At 73.4% G+C, this 16430-nt stretch carries 15 protein-coding genes; 3 read left to right on the top strand and 12 right to left on the bottom strand.

All coding sequences use genetic code 11. The features are described from left to right. Nucleotides 1-369: 369 nt before the first annotated feature. The 4 genes from groL to ACFV9M_RS27165 form a co-directional block, all read right to left on the bottom strand. Nucleotides 370-1995, bottom strand: coding sequence for a chaperonin GroEL (gene groL / locus ACFV9M_RS27180; RefSeq protein ID WP_385066789.1), 1626 nt, complete (start codon nt 1993-1995; stop codon nt 370-372). Between the two features lie 122 nt (nt 1996-2117). Further along, nucleotides 2118-2426 carry a co-chaperone GroES gene (gene groES / locus ACFV9M_RS27175; RefSeq protein WP_385066786.1) on the bottom strand — a complete coding sequence of 103 codons (309 nt, stop codon included), beginning with the start codon at nt 2424-2426 and terminating at the stop codon, nt 2118-2120. Nucleotides 2427-2752: 326 nt separating this feature from the next. Beyond that, nucleotides 2753-3571 (bottom strand): polysaccharide deacetylase family protein, encoded by an 819-nt coding sequence (locus ACFV9M_RS27170; RefSeq protein ID WP_385066784.1) that lies wholly within the window; start codon nt 3569-3571, stop codon nt 2753-2755. Then, nucleotides 3568-4500, bottom strand: coding sequence for a polysaccharide deacetylase family protein (locus ACFV9M_RS27165; protein ID WP_385066782.1), 933 nt, complete (start codon nt 4498-4500; stop codon nt 3568-3570). Before ACFV9M_RS27165 ends, ACFV9M_RS27170 begins: the two co-directional genes overlap by 4 nt. Before the next feature lie 102 nt (nt 4501-4602). Between ACFV9M_RS27165 and ACFV9M_RS27160 the strand changes: the two genes are divergently transcribed. Beyond that, nucleotides 4603-5781: a methyltransferase domain-containing protein gene (locus ACFV9M_RS27160; protein WP_385066781.1), complete on the top strand. Its 1179-nt coding sequence runs from the start codon at nt 4603-4605 to the stop codon at nt 5779-5781. A gap of 273 nt (nt 5782-6054) precedes the next feature. Here ACFV9M_RS27160 and ACFV9M_RS27155 read toward each other — a convergent pair whose 3' ends face one another. The 3 genes from ACFV9M_RS27155 to ACFV9M_RS27145 all read right to left on the bottom strand — a co-directional run bounded on the left by ACFV9M_RS27155 (nt 6055) and on the right by ACFV9M_RS27145 (nt 9717). Then, a complete protein-coding gene (locus ACFV9M_RS27155; protein ID WP_385066778.1) occupies nt 6055-7116 on the bottom strand; it encodes an LCP family protein in 1062 nt (353 codons plus the stop codon). Nucleotides 7117-7201: 85 nt separating this feature from the next. Further along, nucleotides 7202-8563 (bottom strand): endo-1,4-beta-xylanase, encoded by a 1362-nt coding sequence (locus ACFV9M_RS27150; RefSeq protein WP_385066775.1) that lies wholly within the window; start codon nt 8561-8563, stop codon nt 7202-7204. Nucleotides 8564-8649: 86 nt separating this feature from the next. Continuing rightward, complete coding sequence (locus ACFV9M_RS27145; RefSeq protein WP_385066773.1) at nt 8650-9717, bottom strand: LacI family DNA-binding transcriptional regulator; 1068 nt, start codon at nt 9715-9717, stop codon at nt 8650-8652. 139 nt (nt 9718-9856) lie between these two features. Here ACFV9M_RS27145 and ACFV9M_RS27140 point away from each other — a divergent pair, with 139 nt between their 5' ends. Then, nucleotides 9857-12175 carry a glycoside hydrolase family 3 N-terminal domain-containing protein gene (locus ACFV9M_RS27140; protein ID WP_385066770.1) on the top strand — a complete coding sequence of 773 codons (2319 nt, stop codon included), beginning with the start codon at nt 9857-9859 and terminating at the stop codon, nt 12173-12175. A 212-nt stretch (nt 12176-12387) separates the two neighbouring features. On the opposite strand, the gene ACFV9M_RS27135 is transcribed toward ACFV9M_RS27140, so the two are convergent. From ACFV9M_RS27135 to tsaB, 4 genes are all read right to left on the bottom strand, one after another. Beyond that, nucleotides 12388-12642 (bottom strand): hypothetical protein, encoded by a 255-nt coding sequence (locus ACFV9M_RS27135; RefSeq protein WP_385066768.1) that lies wholly within the window; start codon nt 12640-12642, stop codon nt 12388-12390. 10 nt (nt 12643-12652) lie between these two features. Next, nucleotides 12653-13762 carry a tRNA (adenosine(37)-N6)-threonylcarbamoyltransferase complex transferase subunit TsaD gene (gene tsaD, locus ACFV9M_RS27130; protein ID WP_385066766.1) on the bottom strand — a complete coding sequence of 370 codons (1110 nt, stop codon included), beginning with the start codon at nt 13760-13762 and terminating at the stop codon, nt 12653-12655. Continuing rightward, nucleotides 13755-14312, bottom strand: coding sequence for a GNAT family N-acetyltransferase (locus ACFV9M_RS27125; RefSeq protein ID WP_385066802.1), 558 nt, complete (start codon nt 14310-14312; stop codon nt 13755-13757). Before ACFV9M_RS27125 ends, tsaD begins: the two co-directional genes overlap by 8 nt. Before the next feature lie 122 nt (nt 14313-14434). After that, complete coding sequence (gene tsaB, locus ACFV9M_RS27120; protein WP_385066763.1) at nt 14435-15088, bottom strand: tRNA (adenosine(37)-N6)-threonylcarbamoyltransferase complex dimerization subunit type 1 TsaB; 654 nt, start codon at nt 15086-15088, stop codon at nt 14435-14437. A 116-nt stretch (nt 15089-15204) separates the two neighbouring features. Here tsaB and ACFV9M_RS27115 point away from each other — a divergent pair, with 116 nt between their 5' ends. Continuing rightward, a complete protein-coding gene (locus tag ACFV9M_RS27115; protein WP_385066761.1) occupies nt 15205-15753 on the top strand; it encodes a hypothetical protein in 549 nt (182 codons plus the stop codon). Between the two features lie 153 nt (nt 15754-15906). Here the strand turns inward: ACFV9M_RS27115 and ACFV9M_RS27110 are convergent, their stop codons facing one another. Next, entirely contained in the window at nt 15907-16113 is a 207-nt protein-coding gene (locus ACFV9M_RS27110) for a hypothetical protein (protein ID WP_385066758.1), read from the bottom strand. Between the last annotated feature and the right edge of the window lie 317 nt (nt 16114-16430).

The raw sequence follows: 16430 nt of genomic DNA, 5'->3' as shown, positions 1-16430 counted from the left end.
GTGACCACGGCCCAACAACTTGCCGCGATCGCCGGGCGCGATCTCGCGAGCTCATGACCACGCCAAGACCAAGGACTTATTTTTCGACACTCCCCTGGCACCGGTTCCGGGGCGGCATGATCTGCGAGGCGTGGTGGCAGTACGACCGGGCGGGTCTGCTGGAGCAGCTGGGGGTACTCGGGCGGTAGCCCGCGAGGTTCCACCGGGGCTCCGTACCCCGAACGCCCGGGTACGGGGCCCTCACCTACGTCGCCCGGACGGCTGAACAGGGTCTTCGGCCCGTCGCGCCCGGAGCCGAGGGGCGTGGCGGCGACGCCGAGGCCCGGCGCCCCCCGAAAGGGACGCCGGGCCTCGCGATACTGACGTGGGTCAGTGGGAGTGGCCGTGGCTGTGGCCCGCGGCGGCCGGCTCTTCCTCTTCCTTCTTCTCGACGACCAGGGTCTCGGTCGTGAGGAGGAGGGAGGCGATGGAGGCGGCGTTCTCCAGGGCGGAGCGGGTGACCTTGACCGGGTCGATGACGCCGGCCTTGACCAGGTCGCCGTACTCGCCGGTGGCGGCGTTGTAGCCGCTGCCCTTCTCGAGCTCGGCGACCTTGGAGACGATGACGTAGCCCTCGAGGCCGGCGTTCTCGGCGATCCAGCGCAGCGGCTCGACGGCGGCGCGGCGGACGACGGAGACACCGGTGGCCTCGTCGCCGGTCTTGTCGAGGTTGCCCTCGAGGACCTTGACGGCGTGGACCAGCGCGGAGCCACCACCGGAGACGATGCCCTCCTCGACCGCGGCGCGGGTCGCGGAGATGGCGTCCTCCAGACGGTGCTTCTTCTCCTTCAGCTCCACCTCGGTGGCGGCGCCGACCTTGATCACGCACACGCCGCCGGCCAGCTTCGCGAGGCGCTCCTGGAGCTTCTCGCGGTCCCAGTCGGAGTCCGTGTTCTCGATCTCGGCCTTGATCTGGGCGACGCGGCCCGTGACGTCCTCGGTGTTGCCGGCACCGTCGACGACCGTGGTGTCGTCCTTGGTGACGGTGACACGGCGGGCGGAGCCGAGCACGTCGACGCCGACCTGGTCGAGCTTGAGGCCGACCTCCTCGGAGATGACGGTGGCGCCGGTGAGGACGGCCAGGTCCTGCAGCATCGCCTTGCGGCGGTCACCGAAGCCCGGGGCCTTGACCGCGACCGCGTTGAAGGTGCCGCGGATCTTGTTCACGACCAGGGTCGACAGGGCCTCGCCCTCGACGTCCTCGGCGATGATCAGCAGCGGCCGGGAGGAGTTGGTCTGGATGACCTTCTCCAGCAGCGGCAGCAGGTCGGCGATGGAGGAGATCTTGCCCTGGTTGATGAGGATGTACGGGTCCTCCAGGACGGCCTCCATGCGCTCCTGGTCCGTCACGAAGTACGGCGACAGGTAGCCCTTGTCGAAGGCCATGCCCTCGGTGAAGTCCAGCTCCAGACCGAAGGTGTTGGACTCCTCGACGGTGATGACACCGTCCTTGCCGACCTTGTCCATGGCCTCGGCGATGAGCTCGCCGACCTGCTGGTCCTGGGCGGACAGCGCGGCCACGGCGGCGATGTCGGACTTCTCGTCGATCGGGCGGGCCGAGGCGAGCAGGTCGTCGGAGACGGCCTTGACCGCGGCGTCGATGCCCTTCTTCAGCAGCGCGGGGGAGGCGCCGGCGGCGACGTTCTTCAGGCCCTCGCGGACCAGCGCCTGGGCCAGGACGGTGGCGGTGGTGGTGCCGTCACCAGCGATGTCGTTGGTCTTGGTCGCCACCTCCTTCACCAGCTGCGCGCCGAGGTTCTCGTACGGGTCCTCGATCTCGACCTCGCGGGCGATCGTGACACCGTCGTTGGTGATGGTGGGGGCACCGAACTTCTTGTCGATGACGACGTTGCGGCCCTTGGGGCCGATCGTCACCTTGACCGTGTCGGCCAGCTTGTTGACGCCGCGCTCGAGGGCGCGACGGGCGTCCTCGTCGAACTTCAGGATCTTCGCCATGACAGCGGGAGCCCTCTCGGAAATCTGTGGGTGAAAAAGACACTGCGCCCCGGGCGCCCGGCTTCTTGTGTGGTCGCGGGGGCCAGGGGCGCAGCTTCAAGCATCAAATGTGCTCGGGTGAACTACTTCTCGATGATCGCGAGGACGTCGCGAGCCGAGAGGACGAGGTACTCCTCGCCGTTGTACTTCACCTCGGTGCCGCCGTACTTGCTGTACAGGACGACGTCGCCGACCTGGACGTCGAGCGGCAGGCGCTCGCCGTTCTCGAAGCGGCCCGGGCCCACGGCGAGGACGGCGCCCTCCTGGGGCTTCTCCTTCGCGGTGTCCGGGATGACCAGGCCAGAGGCCGTGGTCTGCTCGGCGTCGAGCGGCTGGACCACGATGCGGTCCTCGAGCGGCTTGATGGCAACCTTGGAGCTGGCGGTCGTCACGATCCGACCTCCCCCTTCGGAGATCTCACGGGGTTAACTGTCTGAGGTGGCGACCAGGTCGATCCGTCGTCGCGGGTGCCGGACCTGCCCGTCGCGTTGTTGGCACTCTCCTAGGGGGAGTGCCAGAGCTGAGACTATGACTGCGATTAGCACTCGGTCAAGCGGAGTGCCAATCTGGCGGGGCGCGGCGCGCATTTCCCCGAACGAAGGGGGCCTCGAAGAGCGGAGGGGGCACCCCGGACGGGCCGGTGTTCGTACGGGCGGTGACCGGAGGGCTCTTCCTCGTGTTCGACGCGCAGGTGTGGACCCGCCGAACTCCCCCGGTGTCACACGTAGTCCTCCAGCCGCGCCACCGTCAGACCCTGTTCCTGGATCCGGCGCAGCAGGCGGGTCGTGCGTTCGCGCAGGGTGGGGCCCAGGGACTCGTCCGGGTCGACGGCGATGATGTCGCCGGCACGGAGGCGGTGCGTGCCGTGGGTGTAGGTGAGGTCGGCGGGGCCCATGGCGGCGCGCCAGAGGACGACCGCCGTGATGCCGCAGTCCGCGGCGGCGCGCAGGGTCGTGGTGTCGTACCTGCCGTAGGGCGGGCGGAAGAAGCGGGGGCGGACGCCGAAGCGGGCGCGGAGCTTCTCCTGCTGGCCGCAGATCTCGGCGCGCTGGCCGGCGTACGGCAGGCCGCGCAGGGCGGCGTGGTCGAGGGTGTGGTTCTGCAGGCTCGCGCCGACGGCGCGCAGGCGGGCGAAGTGCCCGTAGCCGGGGCCCACCACGCTGTCCGTGAGGAACATGGAGACCGGGAGGCGCAGGTCGCGGACCATGTCGACGAAGCGGGGGTCGCGTTCGGCGCCGTCGTCGTAGGTCAGGAAGACGACCCTGTCGCGGGTGGGGACGTGGTCGACGACCGGCGGGAGGGCCGAACCGCCGGGGCTGCCGGACCGGGGGCCCAGGGGGCGGGACGGGCGGGCGGGCGCGGGGGCCAGGGGGGCCGTCAGGCCCCAGCGGCGGTGGGGCGGCCCGGCGTCCGGGCCGTGCGGGCGGACCCGCTCCGCCGCCTTCTTGCCCAGCCGTTCGATCGGGTCGACGGACTGGGCGCAGCCGGTCAGGGTCGCCAGGATCAGCAGTACGGCCAGCGGCCCCCGCGTTCTCACAGGTAGTCCTCCAGGCGTGCCACCGCGTATCCCTTCTCCGTGACCTTGTTCAGGAACCGGCGGATCATGTCGGGCATGGTGCCCTTCCAGTCGTCCGGGCCGCGGAAGTGGCTCAGGACGATGTCGCCGGGGTGGAGGTCGCGGTCCCACTCGCGGTACTCCCAGCGGTCGACGAAGACCTCCTCGCTCCAGAGTGGTACGTACCGCACGCCGCAGGTCTTCGCGGCACGCAGGGTGGCCCGGTTGTAGTTCCCGAACGGCGGCCGGAAGAGGGCGGGGCGCTCGCCGTAGCGCTCCTCGATCACGTCCTGCATGCCGCAGATCTCCTGCTTCTGGCGCTTGTACGACAGGCTCGGCAGGTAGGGGTGGTGGAGGGTGTGGTTGTTCAGGCCGACCCCCGCGGCCTTCATCCTTTCGAAGTAGCCGTAGTCCTCCTTGACCAGGTAGTCGCTGAGGAAGGCGGTGTACGGGATCCTGAGCTCGGCCATCATGCGCAGGAACGCCGGGTCCTTCTCGGCGCCGTCGTCGAGGGTGAGGAAGACGACCTTGTCCTTGGTGGGGACGCGGGTGAAGACCGGCGGCAGCCCGAGGTCCTCGTGGTCGTCGACCTCGAAGCCGTCGCGGGTGGTGATGTGCGGCTTCCGGGCGGGGGGCGCGGGCGCGGCCAGGGGGACCTCGCGCAGGCCCCAGCGCTCCGCCGCGGCGGCCCGGGCCGCGTGGTCGGCGCGCAGCTGGTCGGCGTACGAGCGCAGGGCGCGCTCCGACGGCGCCTGTCCGGCCTCCTGGCCGGGGGCGGGACGGCTTCCGGCGGTGCCCGAGCCGCCCTGTGCGCAGCCCGAGGCGATGGCGGTCAGGGCGAGGACGGCGATGCCGCCCCGGATCCTCATGCGCCGCACCGCCTTTTTATCGTTTTGTACGACTGATCCCATGGCGCCGGATCCTCGCAGTCCCGCCCCGCGAACCCCGCCCGACACCCCGCCCGGCACCGCGGGCGGACGCGCACCGTCCACCGACTGGCCCACAATGAGCCGGTGAACGACCTCGCCCCCCTCCTCACCCCCGAGGGCCGCGCCCTCCTCGACGCCGTACGCGACACCGCCCCCGCGGACGAACTCGCCGTCGCCACCCGGCTGCGCCGCGACCACCCCGCCGAGCTCGTCTCGGCCGCCCTCGGGCAGGCGCGGCTGCGGCAGCGGGCGGTGGCGAAGTTCGGGGCGCGGGACGCGGAGCGGATGTTCTTCACGCCCCACGGGGTCGAGCAGTCCACGCGCGCCACGGTCGCCGCCCACCGCGCGGGGCGCATGCGGGCACTGGGCGTCACCTCCATCGCCGACCTGTGCTGCGGGATCGGCGGCGACGCCGTCGCGCTCGCCCGCGCCGGGATCCGGGTCCTCGCCGTGGACCGCGACCCGCTGACCGCGGCGGTCGCCCGGGAGAACGCCGCGGCCCTGGGGCTGAGCGAGCTGATCGAGGTGCGGGAGGCCGACGTCACGGACGTCGACACGGCCGGGTACGACGCCGTGTTCGTGGACCCGGCGCGGCGCGGAGGGCGCGGGCGCGTCTTCGACCCCGAGGCCTACTCGCCACCCCTGTCCTGGGCGGTCTCGGCCGCTCTGCGGGCTCCGCACGCCGCGCTGAAGGTCGCCCCCGGCATCCCGCACGAGGCGGTGCCCGCCGAGGCGGAGGCCGAGTGGATCTCGGACGGCGGGGACGTGAAGGAGGCGGTGCTGTGGTTCGGGACCACGCCGGGCGCCGTCCGCGCCACCCTGCTGCCCGGCCCGCGCACGCTCCTCGGCTCCGGGCTGCCCGACCCCGACGTCCGCCCCGTCGGCCGCTTCCTCTACGAGCCCGACGGCGCCGTCATCCGGGCGCACCTGGTGGCCGAGGTGGCCCGGGAGGTGGACGGCGGCCTGATCGACGAGACCATCGCCTACGTCACCGCCGACGACGCGCGTCCCACGCCGTACGCCACCGCCTACGAGATCACCGACCGGCTGCCCTTCAACGTCAAGAAGCTGAAGGCGCTGTTGCGGGAGCGGGGGGTGGGGATCCTGACGGTGAAGAAGCGCGGGTCGGCGGTGGAGCCGGAGGAACTGCGCAAGAAGGTGAAGCCGCAGGGGCCGAACGCGGCGACGGTGTTCCTGACGCGGGTCGCGGGGGCACCGACGATGCTGATCGGGCGGCCGGTGCGGGGTGGCTCCGCCGGGTGAACGGTGGGGGTGGCTCTGCCGGGTGATCGGTGGGGGTGCCGTGGGGATCGGGCGGTTCCGGGGTGGGGGTGCTGTGCGCTGCCGGCCGCGGCAGGTGGGGGGCTGGTCGCGCAGTTCCCCGCGCCCCTTCACGCCGGTCACCTGACCGGCAGGCCAGTGGCACCCCCTGGCTGCGGGTGGGGATTCCGTACGCTGCCGGCCGCGGCAGGTGGGGGGCTGGTCGCGCAGTTCCCCGCGCCCCTCGGGGGCGGTCGCCGGACCGCCCGCCGCACGTCACCCTTGTACGAGCGACTCCCACAGGTCGGTCGCCGCCGGTTCCTGTGGCACCACCCGGTTGGGGTCCGTCGGCGCGGTCACCACGGGCAGGGTGACGGTCGTGACGTGCGCCGACGACAGGCCCTTCAGGCTCTGGGCGAGTTCCGTCAGCTCGGCGAGGGAGTCCAGGCCGGTGTCGGTGGTGAGGCCGGCGGTGGCCGCGTCGGCCACGGAGTAGAGCCGGGTGGGGCTGGTGAGCAGGTCGGTGGCGGAGATCTGTTCCAGCAGGGCCTTCACCAGGGTCTGCTGGAGGCCTATGCGGCCGAGGTCGCTGCCGTCGCCGACGCCGTGCCGGGTGCGGGCCAGGGCGAGCGCCTGGGTGCCGTCGAGACGGTGGGTCCCGGCCGTGAGCTGCAGGTGGCTGTCCTCGTCGTCGATGTCCTCCTCGGTGGTGACGGTCACGCCGCCGAGCGCGTCCACGAGCTTCGCGAACCCCGAGAAGTCGACCTCGACGAAGTGGTCCATGCGGACGTTCGTCATCGACTCCACGGTCTTGACCGCGCAGACCGGGCCGCCCACCGCGTAGGCGGTGTTGAACATCACGCCGTACGCCTCCGCCGTCGAACCGCCGGACGGCAGCGGGCAGGACGGGCGGGTGACGAGGGTGTCGCGCGGGATGCTGACGACGGTGGCGCCGGTGCGGCCGGCGTCGAGGTGGACGACCATCGCGGTGTCGGAGCGCGCGCCCGCGCTGTCGCCGCCGCCGAGCTCCTGGTTCTCCGCTCCGCTGCGCGAGTCCGAGCCGAGGACCAGGATGTTGAGGGCCCCGGTGGGCAGCGGGGCGGCCGAGGCCGTGCCGGACGGGGACGGGGTGGTCACCGCGCGCGCCGGACGGTCGTCGCCGAGCGCGCTGTCGAGGTCGACGCCCGTGATGTTGTCGTTGAGGTGCCAGTACACCCAGCCCGCCGCGGCGGCGCCCAGGACGAGGGTGGCCGCGAGGGTGAGGCCGACGGCCCTGAGCACTCCGGACCGCCGGCCCCGCTGTCCGTGCACGTGTGCGTTCGCGTCATGTCCCGTCACGGGAGGAACATAAGTTTGGATTATGAGCGGACTGTGAGGGATTGCTTCGGAGACTCTCAGACTTCCCGGAGCGCCCTCGGTGCCCTCACCCCAGCGTCACCGTCGGCACCGGATTGCTCCCGCTCCACGACGCGTTGAAGCCGAAGGTCACCGAACCGCCGTCGGGAACCGTCGCGTTGTACGAGGCGTTGGAACAGGTGACCGCCGCCCCCGACTGGGTGCAGCTCGCGTTCCAGGCCTGCGTGATCTGCTGCCCCGCTCCGTACGTCCAGTTCACCTTCCACGACGACAGCGCCGCCCCCGAGCAGGCGATCCGCACCTGCCCGGTGAAGCCGGTGTTCCACTGGCTGGTCACGCCGTACACCGCCGTGCACGCGCCCGTCGGCGGCGTCGTGGTGCCCCCGAGCGCCTCGACGATCGCGTAGTACGCCGGTTTCGGCGCGAAGTTCTCGTCGTACGGCGTCGCCGCGCCCTGCCCCGGGAAGGTGCTCGGGATCCAGGAGTCGGAGTCGGTGAAGCCCCACACCGTGACGCCGGTGCACCGGGTCACCGCCAGGCAGGCGTTCATGACCGCCTTGTAGTCGGCGGCCTGCTGGGTGAGCTTGGCGCTGTCGGAGGGCAGTTGCATCCGGATGTCCAGCTCGGTGATCGCCACGTCGACACCGAGGTCGGCGAAGCGCTGGATGTTCTGCTGGAGGGTGGTCGGCACCTGGCCGAGGATCAGATGGGCCTGGAGGCCGACGCCGTCGATCGGGACGCCCCGCTCCTTCAGCGACTTGACCAGGTCGTACAGGGCGGTGGACTTCGCGTTGACGCCCTCGACGTTGTAGTCGTTGATGTAGAGCTTCGCGGCCGGGTCGGCGGCCCGCGCCCAGGTCAGGGCGTCGGCGATGTAGTCGGCGCCGAGGCCCTGGTACCAGAGGGTGGAGCGGTAGGTGCCGTCCTCGTTGAAGGGCTCGTTGACGACGTCCCAGGCGGCGACGCGGCCCTCGTAGCGGTCGACCTCGGTGGTGATGTGGTCCTGGAGCAGGGTGGCGAGCTGGGCGGACGTCCAGCTGCCGTTGGTCAGCCAGCTCGGGTTCTGGCTGTGCCAGACGAGGGTGTGGCCGCGCACCTCCTGGTCGTGGGCCTCGGCGAAGTCCACGATCTGGTCGGCCTCGGCCCAGTTGAAGGTCCCCTGGGTCGGCTCGACCGAGCCCCACTTCATGGCGTTGCCGGGGGTGAGCCAGTTGAACTGCCCTCCCGCGATGTCCCCGTAGGTGCCGGTGAGCTTGGAGCCGGTGACGGCCGTGCCCATGACCTTGCCCTGGGCGGCGGCGAGGTCGCGCAGCGGTTCGTCGGCCGCGTGGGCGGTCGTGGAACCGGCGGTGAGCAGGGCGCCGACGGCCGCGGCGCCGGCGCACAGGGCCGCCAGACGGCGGCGGAAGGATGGTGCGGAGGATCTCATGACAGGCCTCCGAAAGTTTCGGTCGTGTAACCGATTGACTTCGGAGGAGTGTGGAGGCGTCCTCCCCACCCGTCAATACGTCACCTTCAGGCCACCGGCGGCGCCGCCGTGCTCGTCCGCACCACCAGACTGGTCGCCAGCTCCACCCGGGTCGCCGCCGGTGCCTCCTCCGACCGCCCCAGCTCCAGCACCAGCCGGGCGGCCGCCTCGGCCATCTCGGTCAGCGGCTGCCGCACGGTCGTCAGGGGCGGGCCCACCCAGCGGGCCACCGGCAGGTCGTCGAAGCCGACCACGCTGACGTCCTCGGGGATGCGCAGGCCCAGCTCGCGGGCGGCCTCGTAGCAGCCGAGGGCCTGGAGGTCGTTGCCGGCGAAGACGGCGGTGGGCCGGTCGGGGCGGGCGAACAGCTCGCGCCCGAGCCGGTAGCCGGTCTCGTGGTGGAAGTCACCGGTCATGATCAGTCCCGGGTCGACCGGCAGACCGGCCGTCTCCAGGGCCGCGCGGTAGCCGTCGACCCGGGCCCGGCTGCACATCATCTGCGCGGGTCCGCTGATCGCCCCGATCCGCCGGTGCCCCAGCTCGACCAGGTGCCGGGTGGCGGCGAGCCCGCCCTGCCAGTTGGTGGCGCCGATCGAGGGCACGTCCGCCCCCGGGTCGCCCGCCGGGTCCATCACCACGAACGGGATGGACCGGCTGGTCAGCAGCGCGCGCTGGGACTCGTCGAGCCCGGACAGCACGAGCACCACGCCGTGCGGGCGACGGGCGGCGACCTGGTCGGCCCAGGTCCGCCCCGGCGTGAGCCGCCCCGCGCTCTCGCTCAGCACGACGCTCAGCCCGGCGTCCCGCGCGACGTTCTCGACGCCCCGGATGACCTCCATGGCCCAGGCGCTCTCCAGCTCGTGGAAGACCAGGTCGATCAACGGCGAGCGGGTCGCCTCGGCGCGCCGGCGCCGGTAGCCGTGGGCGCGCAGCAGCTCCTCGACGCGGGCGCGGGTCCCGGGCGCGACATCGGCACGGCCGTTGAGGACCTTCGAAACAGTCGGTGCCGAGACGCCGGCCTCGCGGGCGATCTCCGCGAGGGTCGCGGTCTGCCCCGCCGCACGCCGTGTCAGCCGGTCTTCCGTCCGCGTCCGCGCGGGCTCCGAGGGTGTCATGGCGGCGATCGTATCCCCGCACGGCCTCTTGACGAACCCTTCTCCGGGCCTTAGGTTCCCGGAACATTCGACATGTATATCGAAACATTCGCACGATCGGTCCCCGACCGGTGGCTCACCGACCTCTGACAGGAGTTTCATGACCACCGCCCCCTGGCGCGACCCCGCCCTGCCCGCCGCCGCCCGTGTCGACGACCTCCTCTCCCGGATGACCCTCGAGGAGAAGACCGCCCAGCTGTACGGCGTGTGGGTCGGCGCCGCGACGGACGGCGACGGAGTCGCCCCGCACCAGCACGACATGACCGCCGACTACGACTGGGCCGAACTGATCACCCGCGGGCTCGGCCAGCTCACCCGCTCCTTCGGCACGGCCCCCGTGGACCCGGCGGTCGGTGCCCGCGCCCTGGCCCTGGCCCAGCGCAGGATCACCGAGGCGGGCCGCTTCGGCATCCCCGCCGTCGCGCACGAGGAGTGCCTGGCCGGCTTCACCGCCTGGCGGGCCACCGCCTACCCGGTCCCGCTCGCCTGGGGCGCCGCCTTCGACCCGCCGCTGGTGGAGGAGATGGCCCGGCAGATCGGCCGCGACCTGCGCGCCGTCGGCGTCCACCAGGGCCTCGCGCCCGTCCTGGACGTCGTACGGGATCCGCGCTGGGGGCGGGTGGAGGAGACGATCGGCGAGGACCCGTACCTGGTGGGCACGGTCGGCGCGGCCTATGTGCGCGGCCTGGAGTCGGCCGGGGTCGTCGCCACGCTCAAGCACTTCGCCGGGTACGCCTCCTCAGCCGGCGCCCGCAACCTGGCGCCCGTCCGGGCGGGCACCCGCGAGTTCGCGGACGTGACGCTGCCGCCGTTCGAGATGGCGCTGCGCGAGGGCGGGGCCCGCTCGGTGATGGCCGCCTACACGGAACGCGACGGCGTCCCGGCCTCCGCCGACCCGGAGCTGCTGACCGCTCTCCTGCGCGAGGAGTGGGGGTTCACCGGCACGGTGGTCGCCGACTACTTCGGCATCGGCTTCCTCCAGACCCTGCACCGCGTTGCGGGCACCCCGGCGGAGGCGGCCCGGCTGGCCCTGGAGGCCGGCATCGACGTGGAGCTGCCGACGGTGAAGTACTACGGCGAGGCCCTCGTGGCGGCCGTACGGGACGGGCTGCTCCCGCAGGACCTGGTCGACCGGGCCGCCCGCCGCGTCCTGCTCCAGAAGTGCGAACTGGGCCTGCTCGACCCGGACTGGCGGCCGGAGCCGGCCCAGCCGGTGCCGGCCCACCCCGACTCGGCGGCCAACCGGGCCGTGGCCCGCCGTCTGGCGGAGGAGTCGGTGGTGCTGCTGGACAACCCGGACGGCCTGCTGCCGCTGCCCCCGGACAGCCGTGTCGCCGTCGTGGGCCCCCGGGCGGCGGACGCGCTCGCGATGCTCGGCTGCTACTCCTTCCCCTCCCATGTCCTCACCCACCACCCCGAGGTGGACCTGGGCATCGACATCCCCACGCTGCTGGGGTCCCTGCGGGCCGAGCTGCCCGACGCCAAGGTGACGTTCGCGGAGGGCTGCCCGGTCTCCGACCCGGACCGGTCGGGCTTCGAGGAGGCGGTGGCGAGGGCCTCCGAGGCGGACGTGTGCGTGGCCGTCCTGGGCGACCGGGCGGGCCTGTTCGGCCGGGGCACCTCGGGCGAGGGCTGCGACGTGGCCGACCTGCGCCTGCCGGGCGTCCAGGGCGAGCTGCTGGACGCCCTCGTGGCGACGGGCGTCCCGGTGGTCCTGGTCCTGCTGACCGGCCGCCCCTACGCCCTCGGCCGCTGGCACGGCCGGCTGGGCGCCGTCGTCCAGGCCTTCTTCCCCGGCGAGGAGGGGGGCCCGGCGGTCGCGGGGGTGCTGTCGGGCCGCGTCAACCCCTCGGGCCGGCTGCCCGTGAGCGTGCCCCGCGTGGTGGGCGGCCAGCCGTGGACGTACCTCCAGCCGCCCCTGGGCCTGGCCGACGAGGTCAGCAGCCTGGACCCGACGCCGCTGTACCCGTTCGGGTACGGGAGGTCGTACACGACGTTCGCGTGGGAGGACGCCGAGGTCCCGGACGCGGAGATCGGCACCGACGGCTCGTACGACCTGTCCCTGACCGTCCGCAACACCGGCGGCCGGCCGGGCGCCGAGGTCGTCCAGCTCTATCTGCACGACCCGGTGGCGAGCGTGACCCGGCCCGACGTACGGCTCGTCGGCTACCAGCGGGTCGCGCTGGAACCCGGCGGGTCGGCCCGCGTGACCTTCCGCTTCCACACCGACCTGTCGGCGTTCACCGACCGTGCGGGCCGGCGGGTGGTGGAACCCGGGGCGCTGGAACTGCGGCTGGGGGCGTCCAGCGCGGACGTGCGCCACACGGCCCGCCTGACCCTGACCGGGCCGGTGCGGGAGGCCGGAGCGGGGCGGAGGCTGCGGTGCGAGGTGAGGGTGGAGACGGAGGCGGAGGTGTAGGTGGAGGCGGGAACGGAGGCGGAGGTGGAGGTGGAGGCGGGAACGGGGGCGGAGGCGGAGGTGGAGGCGGGAACGGGGGCGGAGGCGGAGCGCGCCTGAGGCGCGCGGGGGGCACACCGCACGCCGCGGGCGCGCTGCGGGCGCGCCGGGGGCGTGCCGGGGGCGATCCGGGGGCACGCCGAGGGGCGATTTGGGCCGAAGGCCCTACCCCTCTACCCCTCCACCGCCTCGAACCGCCAGCGGTGCACCGTCCGGCTCACCAGATCCCCGTCCGGCTCGGGCAGTTCGGGCACGTCGGCGTCGTACTCCGCGTCCCACCACGTGATGACCAGCACCCGGTCCTGCGGGGCGCGGAGCACCTCGCGGCGCAGGGGTGCGGGCGAGAGCCGCTGCCCGCGCACCCACGCCAGCAGCTCCGCCCCGCGGCCCTCCGCGGCCCGGGCCTCCCACATCAACGCGACCGTCATGACGTGATCCTCACGGGTAGAGGTTGGTCTCGCCGACCTCGTGGACGTGGTCGTGGCCGGCGCCGTGGCCGTGGTCCCGGCCGGGCACGTGCGGGTCGGTCACCGGGAGGGACGAGTCCGCCGACAGGTCCCAGTCGGACGCGGCCCGGCCGCGGGCGACCATCTCCGCACCGAGGGCGGCGACCATCGCGCCGTTGTCCGTGCACAGTTTGGGGCGGGGGACGCGCAGACGGATGCCGGCCGCCTCGCAGCGCTCCTGGGCGAGGGCGCGCAGCCGGGAGTTGGCGGCCACCCCGCCGCCGATCATCAGGTGGTCGACGCCCTCGTCGCGGCAGGCCCGGACGGCCTTGCGGGTCAGGACGTCCACGACCGCCTCCTGGAAGGAGGCCGCCACGTCACGCACCGGGACCTCCTCCCCCGCCGCCCGCCGGGCCTCGATCCAGCGGGCGACCGCCGTCTTCAGGCCGGAGAAGGAGAAGTCGTACACCGGGTCGCGCGGGCCGGTCAGGCCGCGCGGGAACGCGATCGCCGCCGGGTCGCCCTCGCGGGCGTACCGGTCGATGACCGGGCCGCCGGGGAAGCCGAGGTTCAGCACGCGGGCGATCTTGTCGAAGGCCTCGCCCGCCGCGTCGTCGATGGTCGCGCCCATCGGGCGGACGTCGGAGGTGATGTCCGAGGAGAGCAGCAAGGAGGAGTGGCCGCCGGAGACCAGCAGCGCCATCGTCGGCTCCGGCAGCGGGCCGTGCTCCAGCTGGTCCACGCAGATGTGGGAGGCGAGGTGGTTGACGCCGTAGAGCGGCTTGCCGAGCGCGTAGGCGTACGCCTTCGCCGCCGACACGCCGACCAGCAGCGCGCCCGCCAGCCCGGGACCCGCCGTCACCGCGATGCCGTCCAGGTCCCTCGCCGAGACGCCCGCCTCCTTCAGCGCCCGGTCGATGGTCGGGACCATCGCCTCCAGGTGGGCCCTGCTGGCCACCTCCGGCACGACCCCGCCGAAGCGGGCGTGCTCGTCGACGCTGGAGGCGATGGCGTCCGCCAGCAGGGTGGTGCCGCGGACGACGCCGACGCCGGTCTCGTCGCAGGACGTCTCGATGCCGAGGACGAGGGGTTCGTCAGCCATTGATCTCGGTTCCTTGTACTGATGTCGGTTCGTCGGCCGAGCCGCTGTCGGATGCTGTGACCAGGCGCATGACCAGGGCGTCCACGTTCCCCGGCTGGTAGTAGCCGCGCCGGAAACCGATGGGTTCGAATCCGAAGCGCTCGTAGAGCCGCTGGGCGCGGACGTTGTCGACCCTGCACTCCAGCAGGACCTCGGCGACCTCGAAGGCGGTCGCGGCGCGCAGCAGTTCGGTGAGGAGCCGGGCACCGAGGCCGGTGCCCTGGCGGTCGCGGGCGACGGCGATCGTCTGCACGTCGGCGCCCGCGCCGGAGCCGCCGTCCTCACCGCCGGCGCCGCCGCCGTCGGAACCGCCGTCGGAGGCGGCGCCGGAGCAGGCCAGGCCCGCGTAGCCGACGATCCGGCCGTCGGCCTCGGCCACGACGTAGCGGCGGGTCGCCTCGGGGCCTCGGGAGTGCGCCAGCTCGGACCAGAACATGCCGCGCGACCAGGCGTCCTCGGGGAAGAGGTCCTTCTCCAGTTCCAGCACGGCGTCGATGTCCCACCAGCGCATCTCGCGGAGGGCGGGGGCGCCGGGCTGGGGGGTGCTGGACTGGGGGGCGCCGGCTTTCCCGGCCGGGCCGGACCGGGGAGCGCCGGGCTCCGGCACGCCGGGCTCGGGAACGTCGGACTCGGTCACTTGGGCGTGACCACCTTGTAGTTCTTGGGAACCTGGGCGTCCGGGCGGCGCAGGTACAGCGGGCGCGGCGCCGGGAGTTCCTCGCCGCCGGCGAGCCGCTCGGCGGCCAGCGCGGCGAGGGCCGCGGCGGAGACGTGCTCCGGCTCGTGCGCCCGGGGGAAGGTGTCGGGGTAGAGCAGCGCGCCCGCGCCGACGGCGGGCAGCCCGGCCACCCGGTCGGCGATGTCGGCCGGACGGTCGACGGCCGGCTCCGTGACCCGGGTGCGGGAGTCGGCGTAGCGCGCCCAGTAGACCTCCTTGCGGCGGGCGTCGGTGGCCACGACGAAGGGGCCGTCCAGGTCGGCGGCGTAGGCGAGGCCGTCGAGGGTGCACAGACCGTGCACGGGGACGCCGAGCGCGAGGCCGAAGGTGTCGGCGGTCATCAGACCGACGCGCAGCCCGGTGTACGGGCCGGGGCCGATGCCGACGACGATGCCGGTGACGGCGTCGAGTGCGCGTCCCGCGTCGGCGAGCAGACGGTCGACGGCCGGCAGCAGCAGCTCGCCGTGCCGGCGCGCGTCCACCTGGCTCGACGAGGCGATGACGGCCGTGCCGTCGTGCAGGGCGACGGTCACGGCGGGGGTGGCGGTATCCAGAGCGAGCAAGAGCACGCAAACAGCCTACGGCTCCTCGGGCCCGTGTCGGACGTCCAGTCGCCCCGGTGCGGGACGTCCCGGCTGCTAACGTCGCCGCGAGGTACGAAGTACGACAAAAGAGGTGATCGCCGGTGGCAGGCAGCAGCGCGACGTTCGTGGCCGGGCTCACCGCGGCGGCCGTCTGCACGGTCGGGTTCCTCACCCTCCAGGCGTCGGCGAACGTGCCCGACACCCTCGGCAGAGCCTCTTCGGACGCGGCCGCCAGGGCGCCGAAGGCACCCCGGGACAAGAACAACCCCACCGCGCTCCCCTCCGGCTCCGGTGCGGGTGAGCGGGTCGTGTACTCGGTGGACGACGACCGGGTGTGGCTGGTCGGGCAGGACGGCACGGTCCAGCGGACGTTCCCGGTCACCCCCGGCACGGTGGACCCGCTCCCGGGGACCTACGCGGTCACCTCCCGCTCGAACGGCATCACCGGCACCGACGGCACACCCGTCGAGCACGTGGTGCGCTTCACCACCGTGGACGGGGTGGTCATCGGCTTCAGCGCGGCCGTGGACGGCTCGACGCGGGCGCCCGACCCGGCGGTGCGCACGGGCGGGATCCGCGAGGCACGCGCGGACGGCGAGGCGATGTGGGCGTTCGCGACGATCGGGGAGCAGGTCGTCGTGATCCGGTGACCTGGGGTGGCGGGAGCCTGCCGCCCCCGCCGGCGGAGGGCGAGGGCCCCGGCCCGGTGGGCGAGGACCCGGACCGGTGGGCGAGGACCCGGCCCGGTGGGCGAGGACCCGGCCCGGTGGGCGAGGACCCGGCCCGGTGGGCCGGGTGGCGCGTTACGCCGCTTCCCGGTGGTGCCGCACCCGCGCCTCGGCGACGGCCGACCGCACGGGCCCGGACCCGGGCTCCGGCTCGGGCGCGCGCGGCGGGCGGGACACCGCCTCGGCGGCCGCGCAGGACGCCAGCAGATCCCGCATGGAGAACCCGGCGAGGGCGGAGGGCCGCGACGGGACGTCGGACCTCTGGGGCTCGATGGCCGGCATGGACGCCTCCTGGGGGCCGGGGCGGGCCTGGTTAGGTACACCTAACTAGGGACTGGATACCATGTGACCACGGGCGGGACGCCGGACGCAACATCATGCCGACGTCTTGTCGGAATCTTCATACGAACGCGGCCGCCCGGAAGGACGGTCCTGCGCCGCGCGGTCGGGCCGCCCGGAACGACCGTCCTGCGCAGGCACGGTCAGGCCGCCCGGAACGACCGTCCGGGGGGCGGGCGCGCTGAGGTCCGTCAGCCCGGCGCGCGCTCAGGCCGCCCGGAACGACCGTCCGGGGGGCGGGCGCGCTGAGGTCCGTCGGC

This window comes from Streptomyces sp. NPDC059895, assembly GCF_042731035.1.
In the GTDB taxonomy this organism is placed as follows: Bacteria; Actinomycetota; Actinomycetes; order Streptomycetales; family Streptomycetaceae; genus Streptomyces.
The sequence above is the reverse complement of the archived record's forward strand: the minus strand, read 5'-3'. Positions and strand labels throughout refer to the sequence as shown.